Source organism: Paenibacillus sp. J31R109 (assembly GCF_059692055.1).
In genome coordinates this window covers 44,154-59,074 of sequence record NZ_JCAUAR010000014.1, presented here as the reverse complement: position 1 = coordinate 59,074, position 14,921 = coordinate 44,154, and the positions used below count along the sequence as shown (strand labels likewise).

The following is a 14,921-nucleotide window of genomic DNA, read 5'->3' as shown; positions in this document are numbered from 1 at the left end:
TACTTTCTAATTCTAAAATTATTTTTTCCTGTTTTTATTGTACCAGTCCGTACGATCCTTGACCATCAGGTCTCCACCTTGCTTGCGCCAAGTTTTGACGAATTCGTCGAAAGAGTCAATAGGCTCCTTGCCTAGTAAAATTTTGCTAGCTGCTTCGTTGAACATCGTGGTAATGTTGTAGCTATCCTTCGCAGCTGGCATACCAACAGTTTCAGTAGGGAAGCCTTCCTTGGAGACTACATCACGCGCTGCCTTCATTTTGCTATAGGCTACGGGATTATTCAGTTTGGCTTCTTCGACCGTTTCATTGACATCATGAATCTTGAAGACATAATTGAACGCTTTAAACTTATCGATTTTCGCAGCATCTACAACGATTTTACCGCCGTCCTTCTTATAAGTATCACCTTCTTGACCCAAATCTGTAAATAATTGCCCTTCTTCACTTATAAGCCAATCGAAATATTTAATAATCGCTTCCGGATTTTTCGTATTTTTCATGACGATATAGGTTTTGCCAACTGGGTTCCAGCGCGCTCCGAGTGGACCTGCATACCCTGTACCGCGCGGAGTAGGAACCACTACGACATTCGGCTTCTCATTAGGGAGCGACTTATCGAGGTCCGCCTGCCACGTCCAAGCTAGTCCAGCTGTATGGCTCCACATACCTACGAGACCGGATTTAATTTTCTGCTCCCACACTGCTCTGGAGTTCAACAAAAACTCGGAATCCATCACTTTTTCATCGACCATCGTTTTCATAAAAGAGAGAGCCGGCTTCATATTCGGATGAATGTTCTGGAGGATGACATCATTATTGTAGAGCACTTCCGTCCACTGGTTGTTTACACCAAACATGCCGAACAAATTCTCGCCCCAGGTTAATTTCTCACGCATGGAGTACGGGATCTCATCCTTCTTCCCATTACCATTCGGGTCTTTATCCCGGAAAGCTTTTAGAACTGTCATCAATTCATCCGAGGTTTTTGGGATTTGTAATCCCAACTTATCGAGCCAGTCTTTACGCACATACGTCACGGAACCCGAAAAAGCAGAAGGTTGAGGAATAGCCAAAATTTTACCATTAACCGATACCGCATCCCATGAGGCTTTTGGAATATATTTCTTAAGATTCGGTCCGTATTTATCAATTAAATCGTTTAGCTCCAGTACTTTCCCAGAAGCGACCAAATCAGCGTCAGGTCCAGAATAGGATTGGTATACATCAGGAAAATCGCCAGAGGCAAACTTAATCGTAAGCTGTTCAGCGTACTGTGCTTGTGGCAAAGAGACTAAGCTCAAATCGGTGTTTGTTTTCTTTTCTAGGTAAAGAAGATTAGGATCATTTTCTGCAAGTGGTGCTTCCTGGTTGTCGGAAACGAACATGCGAATTTTCGCAGGTACCGTTGGTGTTGGAGAAGTAGATACGGATGTACTTGCAGATGCGCCTGTACTTGGACTTGGGTCACCATTTCCACAGCCTGCGACAAGCAGTGAACTCGAAGCTAAAAGTAATGCGGTTTGCTTGATCCCTTTTTTCATATAAACCCTTCTTCCCATTTAATATATATCAAAGATTAGTTACTCTTTGATCGAGCCAATAAGCGCACCCTTGATGAAGTGCTTTTGAATAAATGGATAAACTAGAAGTATAGGTACAGTAGCTACGAGTGTAGTTGCCATTTGCAGACCTTGTGGGGAGAGGGTGACTTTCGACTCAACAGCAGAAGCGAGCTCCTCACTCATATTGAACTGTGATATCAAATAATACAAATACAGCTGCAGCGGCCTAAGCTCGTATTTATTGATATACAGCAAGGCGGAGTAATAATTGTTCCAGTGGCCAACCGCGTAGAATAGAATCAGTGTCACCAATATCGGCTTTGATAACGGAACAGCGATTTTCCAAAGGATAGAGAATTCCTTCATGCCATCAATGCGAGCGGATTCGAACAGTTCCTCGGGTAGGGATCGGAAGAAGGTCAGGCAGATCAACATATTAAATGCGGCGAGTGCACCCGGAATGATTAGTGCCCATACGCTGTTTAATAGGTGCAAGCTTTTCACGACTAAATAGGTAGGAATCATCGGTGCTTGGAAAATCATGGTGAAGACGATCAGCATTAGGATCAAATTTCTACCCTTTAATCCCTGCTTGGATAATGGATATGCGGTTATTAACGTCAAGAACATATTAAGGGCTGTGCCGACGATGACAACGAAGACTGTAATGCCGAATGATCGCCAGAATACGGAGTTCTCAAAGACAATTTTATAATTGTTTGTATTAAAGCCGATTGGCCAGAGTGTGACTTCACCCTGTATAATAGCCTCTGGTGAACTGAAGGAGCTGGCTATCATATATAGGAAAGGCAGCACAACGGCAGCACAAGCCAACAGTAAAACGGTATAGTTTAGTGTATCAAATACTCGTTCTCCGATAGTTGAACGGTAACGCATCGTATGGGACCTCCTCTGCTAAAATAGCCGCTCTCCCGTCGTACTTCGGCTAATCCGATTGGCAATGATCAGTAATCCGAAGCCCACGACCGATTTGAACAAGCCGATTGCTGTTGTAAAGCTATACTTGGTCTTAAGGATCCCTTCGCGATAGGCATACGTATCGATGACATCCCCAACACTGTAAGTTATCGGATTAAGGAAGACATAAATTTGCTCAAAGCCGAGATCTAGAATGTGTCCTATTTTTAGTAGCAATAGAAGCATGATCGTCGGTAACATACCCGGCAGCGTGATGTGCAGGAGTTGCTTCCATCGGCCTGCGCCGTCCATACGTGCTGCTTCATAAAGCGCGGGGCTAATCCCCGCTATTGCAGCTAGGAATACGATGGCACTCCAGCCCATTTCCTTCCATATGCCCGATCCAACGACGATGAAGCGGAACCAGCCGGACTCTTGTAGAAAGGCAATGGGTTCATAGCCAAAAGCTTTTATAATATGATTGATAAGCCCGATCTGTGGAGACAGAAGCATGTAGCCGAAGCCGGCAATAATGACCCACGACAGAAAGTGCGGTAAGTATACGATGGTTTGAATCGTACGACGTATCGCCATCCTGGCAATCTCATTCAATAGAATGGCAATGATTATAGGTGCCGGAAAGGCAAATATCAATTGATAAAAGCTGATTGCAATGGTGTTCCATAACAATCGTCGGAAATTGACAAACTCAAAAAACTGCTGAAACCATTTGAAGCCAACCCACTCACTTTTAAAGAAGCCGCCATATATGTTATAATCCTGAAATGCAATTATACTTCCCAAGAGAGGTACATACTTAAAGACTAAAAAGTAAAGGGCTCCTGGAAGCAACATGAGGTATAGGGGCCAATACCGTTTCAAGTATCGATAGCCTGCACCCTTGGCCTTAGGATTCGTTTTGGTTTGAGCTACTACTCCTTTACTGTCCGAAAATACTGAGTGCATGTTGTTCACCTCCTCGTCTACGATGAATTTTTTCTTTATACTATTATTATAAATGAAGCGTTTTCTTTGGAAAATGAGGGCATCCACCGAAAAGCATAGAAATCGTCTGCTCTTCATGTTAGGTGGGGATTGCATAACTCTCGAAGGTCCCCATCAGCGCTCTCTATCCTTCTAGGCGTGAAGCAGAACACGCACATCTTGTGCCGCTAATTCAATGGTTCCACTAACCTGTTCATTCGTCCATGCATCCCGGTATGTATTCTTTAGTGTAATCGTTACCGCTGTAAACAAGTGATTGATTACAAAGAGTAGCTCGTGCTCTCCATGTCCTTCTATTTGTCGAATTACAGCCTCTACACCTGTAGTTCGCTGGCTAGCTGATCCATTAATCCTTCCTAATCAGGAGCCGTTCCGAGTTAGATGGCACTGCCCTTACCGTATATTTTTCTAGTACTGCTGGGGTATCACGATAATAATCATCCGTGTATACCGCCATTGGCTGCGCAGCCGGCTCTAGCTCCAGAACGTCAATGACGTCAATCCACTTCTCCGCTTTTCCCATCCCGCATGCCGATCTGCCCACTAGCTTCAATAATTCCATAATTCTCAATGCTGATACCAAGTAGATCTCGAAATGCCCTGGTAAAAGCTATTGTGTAAACTGGTTGCTCATTTCCTTCGCACCTGAGCGGAACCCCATGATTAAGCAACTGCCCTCTTCCAAGTAGCGGTATAGCGCTTGGACCGTTTCGCCTTTAGCCGTCATTCGATTAGAAGCGACTATCAGCTCGTAATCAGCAAAGTTCCCAATATCTATTTTTTATCACTCTGCCTATGCCCACGGTAACTACCGATTTTATAACGTGACGCGTTATCTCGGTAGATCAAGACAATACTTTTCATTAGAACTTCCAGAAAACAAACAAGCTCCTCTTGGCGCTCGAGCTCAATTAGACAAGAAACAATATTTACGGACGTAAAATTTGAAGAGAAGTTGCAATTAACATACACAATTAATAATCACTCTATATGGATCAATTTAGTATCGAATTATAAAAATCAATAGTACATTTAAATACTATACTAGAACCTCTATAAGATATATGAGGAGTTTCTGGAGAATCTATTTTTAGAAATACTCGAAAATAAATTCCTCAATTATTAGAAGTCAGTCTTCTTCCCGCTGAATTATAGTTGTAAGAGATCGTTTCACTTTGCGGTAGTGTCGTTAACTAAACAATTACTTGCATTGTTTCCGTACGTCTGGCTTTGTCCTTTTCTACCAATTGATTTGCTTAAGTTGCCGTTCGCGTCATAGTAAATTCACCGTAATAAAAGCATTATTAGTGCTTAAAATACATAAGAACATAGGAGATTTCTACGTTTACTTTTCGGATACTATATATGACAACCTAAATTATCAAAAATAACACCAGAAGAAACAGATTATCTCTGTTGCTACTGGTGTTATTATTCCATACTATTTTATTTTGGTGTCACTTCCAAAACTTGCTTCACAGAAGCCGGCCACTTCGCATAATCCCCACCATAACAGCTGAGTAGTGCGAATACCCAACGGTCTATCCCGAAGGCGATACACCCCGAATGCAATGGCTTGTAGGAATCATCCATCACTTCAAATGGCTTACAAAGCGAATCCTCCATATTATTAAATGAAGCGATAGAAAACGAACTATTACTTTCGCCCACTTCTACAATTAACTCATATTTCATATTCCCCATAAGTTGAATCTGACCTTTGGCCGATTCCTCGGAGAAATAGAATGGATCGCTTGCGGTCTCAATTCGTCCACGCATGCCCAGTGCTTCGAATAGCGTCCATACTTCCTCCATAAGTTGTTTACGTTTCATCTCAATAAATATGGAATCCCCGAACATGACAATCTCTCTCATGCTAAATTCATTCATACGGTGCTTCCCTACTCTCCACGAAGCCTCATGCCTATAACAGTTTCCGCGGGCTGTCAACAGCAATGGATTGGATAGCCGCTTTTCTGAAAGTTCCGCATAGCAATGGAAGCATACAGCAGGTGAAAGCGCATATGCACTAAGTCTTGAAAGCTCCTCTAAAGAATCTGTCTCTCGAACCTTGTTCAGGTCTTGTAAGCGATGCGGAAACTCTGACACCAAGTGAATATTTTGAGGAAAGCTGGGAATATAACGACACTTTTGCAGTGTTGTAAGCGGAATCATAGACGGATAGCTGCGTAACTGAGCGTTATGATGAAGGCATAACTTTTGAAGCAGGCGATCGACTTGTTCAAACAACGTAACTGCAAGACCTCTTCGCACCGCTCCATCAGTTGTGAACAATTCTTCAATCGGCTGCTTCTCCTCAACCAATGGAAACACTTTTTCTTCACTTTGAATGTACGTGCGGCTGCCGATGATCCGGTTTAGCTGTTCCTTCTCTATTAAGTGCGCAATCGTTTCCTCGATCGTTTCCAACTCAGTATTCGCCTGTACATCTACAACAATCTCTTGTGTCTTTGAGTCAAGGTAGCAATCGGAGATCCCCTCAATACTATACATTAATTTCGAAAGCAGCGAATGTGATTGCTTTTCGTTTAGCATGTGTTTCGTTGGATACGCTTTAATCATCACACGTACTCCTTTCAATCTTGTGAATTTTAATTGGTTTGAACGAAAACCTCTCGCTTTAGTTCATGCTTTTTTAGCCAAGCAAGCTCTTTGGCTAGGTATAGAAACGGTTGCTCTCCAAACCATTCAATCGTTGCCATATATGTGCTGTTATCACGAACCAATTGCTCAATAATCGACGTGTAATCAACTTCACCATCGGAGAGCGTTGTCATGCCACTTCGATCCCCGCTAGGCGAATACACATTTTCTGGTGCGAACACGGATAGATGATGTCGATCAGTAATGTTTTTCAGATGATAGTTGACCGTCCATGCCTTTAAATCCCTATAGGCATCCAAAGGATGACTTCCCAACTCCCATATATGCAAAAAATCAAGATTAATGCGAATATGAGAATGATTTACCTCATGCAATAGACGAATTGTTGATGACAATGTATCCGCAAAGGTGTTCGGATGTGTCTCGATTACGAGATATATGCCACTTTCTGAAGCAACTCTTGCAAGTACCTGAAGCGATGTTACACATTGATCCCAAGCTCTTGGACTAGCTAGAACACTCGGCTGATTCCCGGCAAAAATGCGAATCTTATTAGTACGAAAAATCTGAGCAAGTGAAAAAAGAGAGCGACCTCGATCTAACATATTAGATACATGCTCATCGTCAACACATAAATCGATGTAATCGCTAATCATAGGGATACAAACGTCCGCTTCCTCCATCTTATCAAGCATGTAAGATACCCCATTTGCTGCTTGATTACGCAAGAGTTGTCGCGCATGGATTCCCCATAATTCAATCCCAGCGAAGCCATTCTCACTAGAAAAACGAACCAAATCATCGAAGGAAATGAGCTCATGGCGAAAAGAAATGGAACATATTGAATAATTCAAACTATCCACCTCCAATTAGATCATCATGCCTTGCGCAATTTTTTAAAGCGTTCTGAAAAAAGTGCCTTATCTTGAATATATATCTTCACTGGAACTTGATAATCTTCCAGCTTACCCTGGCAGAAGATTCTTACTCTCTGTTTTAGCTCTTTAGCATCGATTATATGATTGGTATTGACGATTGCAGTAACCACATAACCTAACAAAGAATTAGGCTCTCCTTTAACTGTAACATCCTGTATTTCCTGCATATCTAGTAAGACTTCTTCCACCTCAACAGGATATACTTTTCTTCCGCCAACATTAATTATTTCAGAACTTCGACCGAAGATCCTTACAAATTCCCCATCAACGAGTACTTGATCCTGTGTATTAAACCAACCCTCTTCATCAAATGGATTAGGTGCATTCAGATATCCAACCATCGCCGTCTTCGATCTGATATATAAGACGTCATTCATGATCTTCGTCTCTATCCCTTCTCCTCCGATTTTCAACCACGGTGAGGCGGAATCCTTAGACTTGACCCGCATAATGCCGAGTTCCGATAAGCCATATGTTTGTCTCAGCTGTACATTGGGGAACGTACTATATAATTGCCGCAGTGTATAGTCTGGCATCACTTCCGTGCCATACGTAATAATTTGAAGTGAAGTCATATCAAATTGCTTATGTGTCTCCGTCATCAACAGCATGTTTAGAAAACTTGGCGAGGTAGGCAATAACTCTACTTGATACTTCTCGATTAATTCGCAGATAACCATGGGAGACCGACTAGGCGGTACAATGATGGTCCCTCCATTAGCTAGGGTATGAAACAATGTGTTGATACCTCCAATATGGTCAAAAAGCAAGAACGACATTGTACGTAAGGTATCCCTTGGCATTTTATAACGCTCAAGTAATTGCGTGATATCATGAAGAATTGCCTTAGGTACACCGGTGGTTCCCGATGTAAATAAGATCAAACCCGCTTGCCCTTTTAAGAGAAACTGCTCTAGAAGTCCTGAAGTTGCACTACGCTCATGAGTTATAATCTCGTAGCCGTCTCCCTCGAATTGAATCAACCTATTTACCTGAGCTATATCATCTAACCCCTGAAGTCTGTGACGTACGATCGCGGATACAGGAACAATCACATTACCATTCGCAATTAATGCCAAGATCGCGCCACAGACAGCCGGAGAATAATCTCCCTCTAACAAAACTACCTCTCCATGATTGATCTGGTAGTCCTTTATAATGCTGACCCAGTTATGATATTCATCCAGTAATCTGTTAAAGGTTACGGAGCCATTCTGGAAAACCATAGCTTCTTGTTCAGCAAATTTGGACATTTTTTCAATTAACCATTCAATTGCCAACGATATGCAATCCTCCTTCAACTGGTTATATCAATTATGTTGTACTGTTTTTTCAGCCATTTGATTGCGCACATATTCTTGAAGCAGCCCGTACTTACTTAGAATTGGCGTTGTTATTTCATGAGCATGAATTGTTATGTTAAACTCTACTTCCAAATCGGCAAAGAGATTGACAATAAGAAGAGAATCCAGCGCCAGATCATTCAGAAGATCGGTCTCAAATGTTAGCTCTTCTGCAACTTGGGGTTTCCGCGTATTCCGAATAAGGATTTCTTTCAATCGTTCATCGAAGCTGAGGCTCATCGACTTCCCTCCTTACAACCAAGTGTAGCCATTCCAAAAATAACATCTCTACGCGTTTAATCTCTTGAATGCGTTGCAGTATTGAAGGTATCGCAAACTGGCTATCTTGACCGCTCTTGTATTTCAGCAACATAAAACTAACCGCATGCCATGCGGCCAGAATAGTTTCGATTTGTCGTTGTCCTTCCTCCAGGTGAACTTCTTCTAAGAAGGCCAATTCACAGTATGCGTTCCATACTTGAGTACGAAGGCGTCGAATCGAGAAAATCGTCTTCGAATTGATCCCAATCCAATCGTTCCTTCGACGAACGGTCCATTCTGGGGATCGCAATAAATCCTCTTCGAAGTGCTCTAATGCACGAATACCGCCATGTCGGTTATTAAACCAATGCTGCCAAGCTAGCACCTTTTGTTCATCGGAGTTGTCTTTGGGAACAAGCGGCTTCGATTTATTCATTCGTTGATTTTGATACAGCGTCAAATTTCGATCAGTGCAATAAGACAAACATGACTCCAAAGTAGGCTCCGAGAAGGGAGACGCAGGCTCTTCCAATATGAAGTAATGAATCTCTTTGCTTTCTTGACGTATAGCGCCCGCATTGGCGATTTCATCAGGACGTAAGGTAACTACAGCATTGACGACAGGGTCTGTTACATGATAACACTCCTGTTGTTCATCCCAACCGTAGAGAAGGATGGAATGCTGGAAACCACTCTCTTCCATGCCCAAATAGGCGCGCGGGAAGAACTCAAGCTTGGACGCTTGGCATAAGCAAATTGCGCTGTGCCCGCTGCGAATATGTTGCCTTAGCATATCCTCATCGCCTTTGATGAACGTCATCTTTACCCCGTAGAAGTAATCCAGCGACAACTGCCGGGCTTCCTTCCCTGATAGGAGCGTTTTAAATTGATAGCTTAAATTCCAATAATCCAACAATAGCTTCCTATAATCTTTTCCTCGAATATTCAGATACGTCAGAACGCAGGAGGTGAAGCATTCCATAAATGCCAAGTTAATATTATGCTCGCTCTTTACTTCCATAACTTGCTGCGCCATTGCTCATCCTCCTTTCAAAACTCTCCTTAATGAATTCAGTTAACTTACCTGAACAAGCTGCTGAAGCAATTCCTGATGCTTCACCATCTCTATATAGATGCTGCAGCGGGTCATTAACTCGTCATGTGTACCGAAATCGATGACAGCCCCCTGCTCCATAATATAAATAATATCAGCTGAAACAATTGTTTCCAGCTTATGCGTAGAGATCAACACCGTTTTATTCTTCATGATTCGATATATCGTAGACAACACTTGTTCTTCCGTGTTTCGATCAAGCGCCGACGTTGGTTCATCGAGAATTAGAATGTCAGGTCTCTTAATAATTGCCCTAGCAATAGCAACTCGTTGCCTCTGCCCACCGGACAACTGAAAACCTTGATTATCCATCTTTGTATAAAGACCATCAGGCAAATTATCTACGAATGATTTCATGTCTACTTCATTCAAAGCTTCATATACCTCTTCCTCCGTCGCGTCAAGCTTACCCAATGCCACATTTTCAAACAGCGTACCTTTGAATAAAAAGGATTCCTGTGACACAAAGCTGACTTGACGAGATATCGCTTGGCGCGATAATCCTGCTAGCGTACTGTGACCAATACGGATTTCTCCAGCGTCAACAGACATAAAACCCTGTAACGTTTTAAACAAAGTTGATTTCCCTGAGCCGCTTCGCCCAACAAAGGCAGCAACCTGACCCTTTGCTACCTCTATTGTAACCCCCTTAAGTATGGAAGCCCCTTCATAGGAAACATACAAGCTCTGACACGAAACAAAGGGTTGCCTTCCGTTGGCATAAGTGCTTTTCTTTACACCTTCTGATTCTTTAACCTTTTCAGAAGCAGAATCACTAACCTGATTCACTATATCATTGCTGTCATGGAAACTGATCTGAGCCTCCGTAGGGGTTTGGAGAAAATCCTCGATCCGAGACATTGCCGCCTCGCTTCCGAGCAAGTCGCTGATCAGATAGTTCATGTTCTGAATGGGATTCAAAACAGCTTGAATGTACTGAACTGCTGCTACCATCATACCAACCGTAAATACGCCAGCTATTACTTGACCGCTGCCAAATCCATAAAGAAGAACGACTGTTGTTGCAATCACCAAGGAGCCGCTTCGTCCGGAGAGCTGTCGGAAAAGTCCTTCCCGGATACTCACCTTAACGAGATTCTTATACAAGGATTCATTGCGCTTTTCTTCCCATTCTTCCAACCCGTAAGTCCTTATTTCACGAGAGCCTTGAATGCTTTCGTATAAATGAGTGCCTATTTCCTCATTATGGGTACGTAGTTTATTAACAGCGTCTCTGATTGGTCGGCGGTATAAACGAGGAACTCCCATAACAACTGGGATGCTGCACAGGGCAACAAGACCCAATCGCCAGTCCATCATAAAAATAATCACGAGCGACACCAGCATTTGCAGCCATTGCCTGATTAAATCCACGGCAAGGACATTAATGAATTTGGACGTAGTAGAGGTATCCATCCCCATCAGTGCCATGTACTTCCCTACACCGTTTTTTTCAATTTCCGTTAAAGGAATTTGGCGAATATGCCGTAACACTGTGCTTCGTAAATCAAGGGTGTTCCTTGCCTCCAAAAATCGAAATATACTGAATCCGATCACTGATAAAGAAGCATTGACAACAGATATCGCAAGGGATGAACTAAGTAAGGGTAATAGCAAATCGACTTGTTTGCCGATGAGTACTTGATCGATGAAACGGGATATAAGATACGGTTGCAGCAATTCTAAGAGCAAGACCAGCACAGTCAACATAACGGCTACACTCGTTAAACGCCACCTTGGGTTGATATATCGAATTAATCGAAAGTACATCTTGACGCAATTCATAGGTGCAGCTCCTTGCCTACCGCCGTAGTAACTTGCTTCGCCAGTTCATAAATGCTTGAAGTAACTCTTTTCGCACTGTTAGTTCTAACTTATGAAGTGCCTCAAACTTCGAACTACATATATTCAAATCAACAGGCTTATTCAAAATTTGATACCGTGCTAACGTCAGCATAAGATTTTCCCATCCCTTTATCAGTTCCACAATCCCAGAAGTCATCGTGCTATCTTCGATTTCCGCTCCCTCGCATACGTATTGCAAAGCATAGTGATAACCGCCATATCGTTTGGCAATAACCCCCGCTTCCTGAATGGAAGCAAACAGAGTCTTAGGCGCATTACCACTATTCCGCTTGACCGATGTACGAACAAATTGCTCTACTTCAACCAATAGCTTGCCCTGACATAAACATAGTTCTGTTTCAAACATTTTAATAATCGTATGTTTATCCGGTTCCTGCAGATCAACGGTGTCGATAATCAATCCTTCGCCAAATTCGTTGAAAGCAAATGCCTCCCACAACTCCTGTATTGAAATAAAACCTTCCCAACCGAAATAAGGATCTTTAATAATTACTTCCATTTCCTGACGTTGCTTAACTATTACATAATGTGGTGCATGCTTGGATCTATGCTGGGATGCGTAAGGCAGGTAGAATGTGTCGACCAGAATAATTATATATTTCCCCGTATTATTACCTTGCAATAGATTCAGTAACGCGGAGAAATTTTTATGTTTGCTGGTATTTGCATCATACCATCGCTTACAGGAGTTACCGTAAAGCATTACAAACTTGCTGTTCCAATTCATGGGATCCACCGAATCACTTGAATAGAAAATACCTTTATCATTCGACTCAAAAAAAGCGTCCCAGACGCCAATGTAAATTGGTCGGAAATCAAATCGGCCATCCTCTTCAAGAATCGAGGCATAGCAATCCAACAGACAATGGACTTGCCCAATCCTTTTCACAAACTAACACTCAACTTTTGTTGCATTTGTTCGCTGATTACTTTCAGCGTCGCGAAATTCTCCGTTAATAATTCCTCGTCATCAAAAATAATTTCATAATTCAGTTCAATTTGAACAATCAGATTGATAATTCGAACGGAGTCCATTCCTACTTCCTGAATGAGCTGTTCATCAGAAAGCTGCTGCTCCAAAATTGGATTTTCAGTTAAGTTTGCAATCGTCTTGCGCAAAAACAACATAATTTTCTGCTCTCGTGTAAGCTCTATCAAACAGACGCGCCTCCTTATTGTTTAATTATCGAAAAAAACGACTTAATTTCGTTCGCAATCATCGCCACTTCTTCTTCAGTTAGTGCAATATGTACAGGTAAAGATAAAATCTCACTAGCATAGGCTTCGGCATGTGGATACTTCCCGTCTGCATTCGCAAGATATGAATAAGCCGGCGTAAGATGAACGGGGGTCGGATACTGTACGGCTGTTAAAATACCTTTTTTCTGCAAATGCTTCTTCAATACCTCCCGTTGTCCGTTTGCTACTCGAATCACGTAAAGGTGATATACATGGCGGTTATCGCGTAAACCTTGTGGAAGAACAACATTAGGGATATTTTGCAAATATGTTTCATACCAACCAGCAATTGCACGCCGCTTACCAGACCATTCATTTAGATAAGGCAGCTTCAGTTGTAAAGCGCTTGCTTGGAACGAATCCAAACGGCTGTTAAAGCCAGGGATATCATGCTGATAGCGAACTTCCCCGCCATGATTTCTTAATTTGCGCAACTTCGTTAGGAGTTCGGTTGAGGAAGAAATAATCATACCGCCATCACCTAAAGCACCCAAATTTTTATCGGGATAAAAGCTAAAGCACCCCATAATTCCCCAACTTCCGGCTGCTTTGCCATCCAAGCTTGCCCCGGCAGCCTGCGCGCAATCTTCAATCAAATAAATACCGTTCTCCGCTGCCCACGGCAGCCATTCTCGAAGATCAACCATTTGTCCGTAGAGGTGAACAGGTATAACTGCCTTTGTCCGAGAAGTTACGCTGGCTTTCACTTGCTCAAAGTCGATCAGATAGGTTTCATCGCAATCGACAAGTACTGGAATTGCTCCAGTCTGATGGATCGCACCAACAGTAGCAACGAACGTGTTTGCTACCGTTATGACCTCATCTCCAGGTCCAATCCCTAATGCCTTCAACGCCAAGAACAGAGCATCCGTCCCATTACCGACGCCAACCGCCCCATTTACGCCAGAATATTCAGCAAAAGAGGACTCAAATTTAGAAATGTTAGGTCCACCGACAAACATACCGTTTTGCGCAATTTGTGCTACCGACTGAAGCCATTCCTCGCGAATAATATTAAATTCAAACTGTGGAGCTGAGAATAAAATTCCCATTTAATGACACCCTACTTTGTAGCGCACTAGCGCGGATTTTATCTAATACCGTCATCGTCTCAATTGCTTCCTCGAGCGTGACGGCTAACTTGCCGCCATTCAGAATACAATCTGCAAAAGAATTATAAATCGGAAGAACACTCGACTTCCCCTGCTCTTCCAACTGCACCACACGGATCGACTTGCCTTTCTCGTATAGCAGAGCCTCATGATCTGACATAATTTGTAGAGTTGCCTGATTTCCACCAATAATCCAAAGCGGTGAAGGTACATTGGAGGCAAAATTAATGTCCATTGACATAATTACTTGCTGGTCAGTGCTTATTGTAGCATGAACATAATCATCTACTTCGCCCTGCTGCCAGCGCAAATTGTTCATACTCGCCTGAATTCCTACACACGCACCCAAACCCAAGTTCAACAATTGGTCAATGAGATGTACACCCCAGTCAAGTAAAGCGCCTCCCCCATAAGCTTTCTCATTCCGCCATTCCTGATGGAAGGACTTCACTCCGAAAGCGGCACCAGATCCGAACGTGTGATACCGCCGTTCCACGAATAGAATCTCCCCTAAAGTACCCCCAGCGATCATTTGCTTAGCTAGTAAATAATCGCAGTCAAATCGTCGATTATGAAACACGGAAACGTGTTTTCCTACTTGATCCGCAATCACTTTTAATTGAACTGCCTCTGTTGAATCTAGCGTTACAGGCTTTTCTATTAACACATGCTTGCCAAATCGTAATGCTTGTGCCGCAATCTGATAGTGGCTGTTTGGCGGAGTTGCAACCAAAACAGCATCAATCTGAGAAGAAAGCAGCTCTTCTAGATCTGAATAGGTTGTAAAACCGCGTTTAGCAGCTAACGCCAAACGTTGGGGAGTGACATCGAAGATTCCGCATACTTCGATCTCAGGCAATTGCTTCAGCAGAGGGAGATGAGTTAATTCAACGATTCTACCGAAGCCTACAATACCTAACTTCAATGTTTCTGCCAT

The 14,921-nt window shown here is 42.7% G+C and carries 16 protein-coding genes and 1 pseudogene; all 17 read right to left on the bottom strand.

Annotation, left to right across the window (positions count from 1 at the left end; all coding sequences use genetic code 11):
- Nucleotides 1–18: 18 nt before the first annotated feature.
- Entirely contained in the window at nucleotides 19–1,542 is a 1,524-nt protein-coding gene (locus AC58QT_RS26790; RefSeq protein ID WP_497411679.1) for an extracellular solute-binding protein, read from the bottom strand.
- A gap of 39 nt (nucleotides 1,543–1,581) precedes the next feature.
- Entirely contained in the window at nucleotides 1,582–2,460 is an 879-nt protein-coding gene (locus AC58QT_RS26785; protein ID WP_497411678.1) for a carbohydrate ABC transporter permease, read from the bottom strand.
- An 18-nt stretch (nucleotides 2,461–2,478) separates the two neighbouring features.
- Nucleotides 2,479–3,447: an ABC transporter permease gene (locus tag AC58QT_RS26780; protein ID WP_497411677.1), complete on the bottom strand. Its 969-nt coding sequence runs from the start codon at nucleotides 3,445–3,447 to the stop codon at nucleotides 2,479–2,481.
- A 171-nt stretch (nucleotides 3,448–3,618) separates the two neighbouring features.
- A complete protein-coding gene (locus AC58QT_RS26775) occupies nucleotides 3,619–3,783 on the bottom strand; it encodes a Beta-galactosidase C-terminal domain (RefSeq protein ID WP_497411764.1) in 165 nt (54 codons plus the stop codon).
- A 49-nt stretch (nucleotides 3,784–3,832) separates the two neighbouring features.
- The gene (locus AC58QT_RS26770; RefSeq protein WP_497411676.1) at nucleotides 3,833–4,048 is read right to left on the bottom strand and encodes a hypothetical protein; all 216 of its coding nucleotides are present in this window, start codon (nucleotides 4,046–4,048) and stop codon (nucleotides 3,833–3,835) included.
- 48 nt (nucleotides 4,049–4,096) lie between these two features.
- On the bottom strand, nucleotides 4,097–4,258 hold the full coding sequence (locus tag AC58QT_RS26765; RefSeq protein WP_497411763.1) for a beta-galactosidase trimerization domain-containing protein: 162 nt from the start codon (nucleotides 4,256–4,258) through the stop codon (nucleotides 4,097–4,099).
- 674 nt (nucleotides 4,259–4,932) lie between these two features.
- A complete protein-coding gene (locus AC58QT_RS26760; RefSeq protein WP_497411675.1) occupies nucleotides 4,933–6,069 on the bottom strand; it encodes an aminoacyl--tRNA ligase-related protein in 1,137 nt (378 codons plus the stop codon).
- Nucleotides 6,070–6,098: 29 nt separating this feature from the next.
- A complete protein-coding gene (locus AC58QT_RS26755; RefSeq protein WP_497411674.1) occupies nucleotides 6,099–6,965 on the bottom strand; it encodes a sugar phosphate isomerase/epimerase family protein in 867 nt (288 codons plus the stop codon).
- Nucleotides 6,966–6,988: 23 nt separating this feature from the next.
- Nucleotides 6,989–8,329, bottom strand: a complete 1,341-nt coding sequence (locus AC58QT_RS26750) for an ANL family adenylate-forming protein (protein WP_497411673.1) — start codon at nucleotides 8,327–8,329, stop codon at nucleotides 6,989–6,991.
- Nucleotides 8,330–8,359: 30 nt separating this feature from the next.
- Nucleotides 8,360–8,632, bottom strand: coding sequence for an acyl carrier protein (locus AC58QT_RS26745; RefSeq protein WP_497411672.1), 273 nt, complete (start codon nucleotides 8,630–8,632; stop codon nucleotides 8,360–8,362).
- Nucleotides 8,613–9,689 (bottom strand): hypothetical protein, encoded by a 1,077-nt coding sequence (locus AC58QT_RS26740; protein ID WP_497411671.1) that lies wholly within the window; start codon nucleotides 9,687–9,689, stop codon nucleotides 8,613–8,615. The genes AC58QT_RS26745 and AC58QT_RS26740 overlap by 20 nt, the downstream gene beginning before the upstream one ends.
- A gap of 39 nt (nucleotides 9,690–9,728) precedes the next feature.
- Nucleotides 9,729–11,552, bottom strand: coding sequence for an ABC transporter ATP-binding protein (locus tag AC58QT_RS26735; protein ID WP_497411670.1), 1,824 nt, complete (start codon nucleotides 11,550–11,552; stop codon nucleotides 9,729–9,731).
- Nucleotides 11,549–11,596 (bottom strand): hypothetical protein, encoded by a 48-nt coding sequence (locus tag AC58QT_RS26730; RefSeq protein ID WP_497411762.1) that lies wholly within the window; start codon nucleotides 11,594–11,596, stop codon nucleotides 11,549–11,551. Before AC58QT_RS26730 ends, AC58QT_RS26735 begins: the two co-directional genes overlap by 4 nt.
- Nucleotides 11,596–12,522 (bottom strand): annotated as a pseudogene (locus AC58QT_RS26725) (DUF6005 family protein); the annotation flags it as partial. The gene AC58QT_RS26730 and the pseudogene AC58QT_RS26725, both read right to left, overlap by 1 nt.
- On the bottom strand, nucleotides 12,519–12,791 hold the full coding sequence (locus AC58QT_RS26720; RefSeq protein ID WP_497411669.1) for a phosphopantetheine-binding protein: 273 nt from the start codon (nucleotides 12,789–12,791) through the stop codon (nucleotides 12,519–12,521). The gene AC58QT_RS26720 and the pseudogene AC58QT_RS26725, both read right to left, overlap by 4 nt.
- A gap of 14 nt (nucleotides 12,792–12,805) precedes the next feature.
- Complete coding sequence (locus AC58QT_RS26715; RefSeq protein WP_497411668.1) at nucleotides 12,806–13,924, bottom strand: DegT/DnrJ/EryC1/StrS family aminotransferase; 1,119 nt, start codon at nucleotides 13,922–13,924, stop codon at nucleotides 12,806–12,808.
- Complete coding sequence (locus AC58QT_RS26710; RefSeq protein WP_497411667.1) at nucleotides 13,893–14,921, bottom strand: Gfo/Idh/MocA family protein; 1,029 nt, start codon at nucleotides 14,919–14,921, stop codon at nucleotides 13,893–13,895. The genes AC58QT_RS26715 and AC58QT_RS26710 overlap by 32 nt, the downstream gene beginning before the upstream one ends.

Coding starts and splice junctions, on each gene's coding strand:
- AC58QT_RS26790 (WP_497411679.1), bottom strand. CDS start 1,542: ATGAAAAAAGGGATCAAGCAAACCGCATTACTTTTAGCTTCGAGTTCA.
- AC58QT_RS26785 (WP_497411678.1), bottom strand. CDS start 2,460: ATGCGTTACCGTTCAACTATCGGAGAACGAGTATTTGATACACTAAAC.
- AC58QT_RS26780 (WP_497411677.1), bottom strand. CDS start 3,447: ATGCACTCAGTATTTTCGGACAGTAAAGGAGTAGTAGCTCAAACCAAA.
- AC58QT_RS26770 (WP_497411676.1), bottom strand. CDS start 4,048: ATGGAATTATTGAAGCTAGTGGGCAGATCGGCATGCGGGATGGGAAAA.
- AC58QT_RS26760 (WP_497411675.1), bottom strand. CDS start 6,069: ATGATTAAAGCGTATCCAACGAAACACATGCTAAACGAAAAGCAATCA.
- AC58QT_RS26745 (WP_497411672.1), bottom strand. CDS start 8,632: ATGAGCCTCAGCTTCGATGAACGATTGAAAGAAATCCTTATTCGGAAT.
- AC58QT_RS26740 (WP_497411671.1), bottom strand. CDS start 9,689: ATGGCGCAGCAAGTTATGGAAGTAAAGAGCGAGCATAATATTAACTTG.
- AC58QT_RS26735 (WP_497411670.1), bottom strand. CDS start 11,552: ATGAATTGCGTCAAGATGTACTTTCGATTAATTCGATATATCAACCCA.
- AC58QT_RS26715 (WP_497411668.1), bottom strand. CDS start 13,924: ATGGGAATTTTATTCTCAGCTCCACAGTTTGAATTTAATATTATTCGC.
- AC58QT_RS26710 (WP_497411667.1), bottom strand. CDS start 14,921: ATGGCAGAAACATTGAAGTTAGGTATTGTAGGCTTCGGTAGAATCGTT.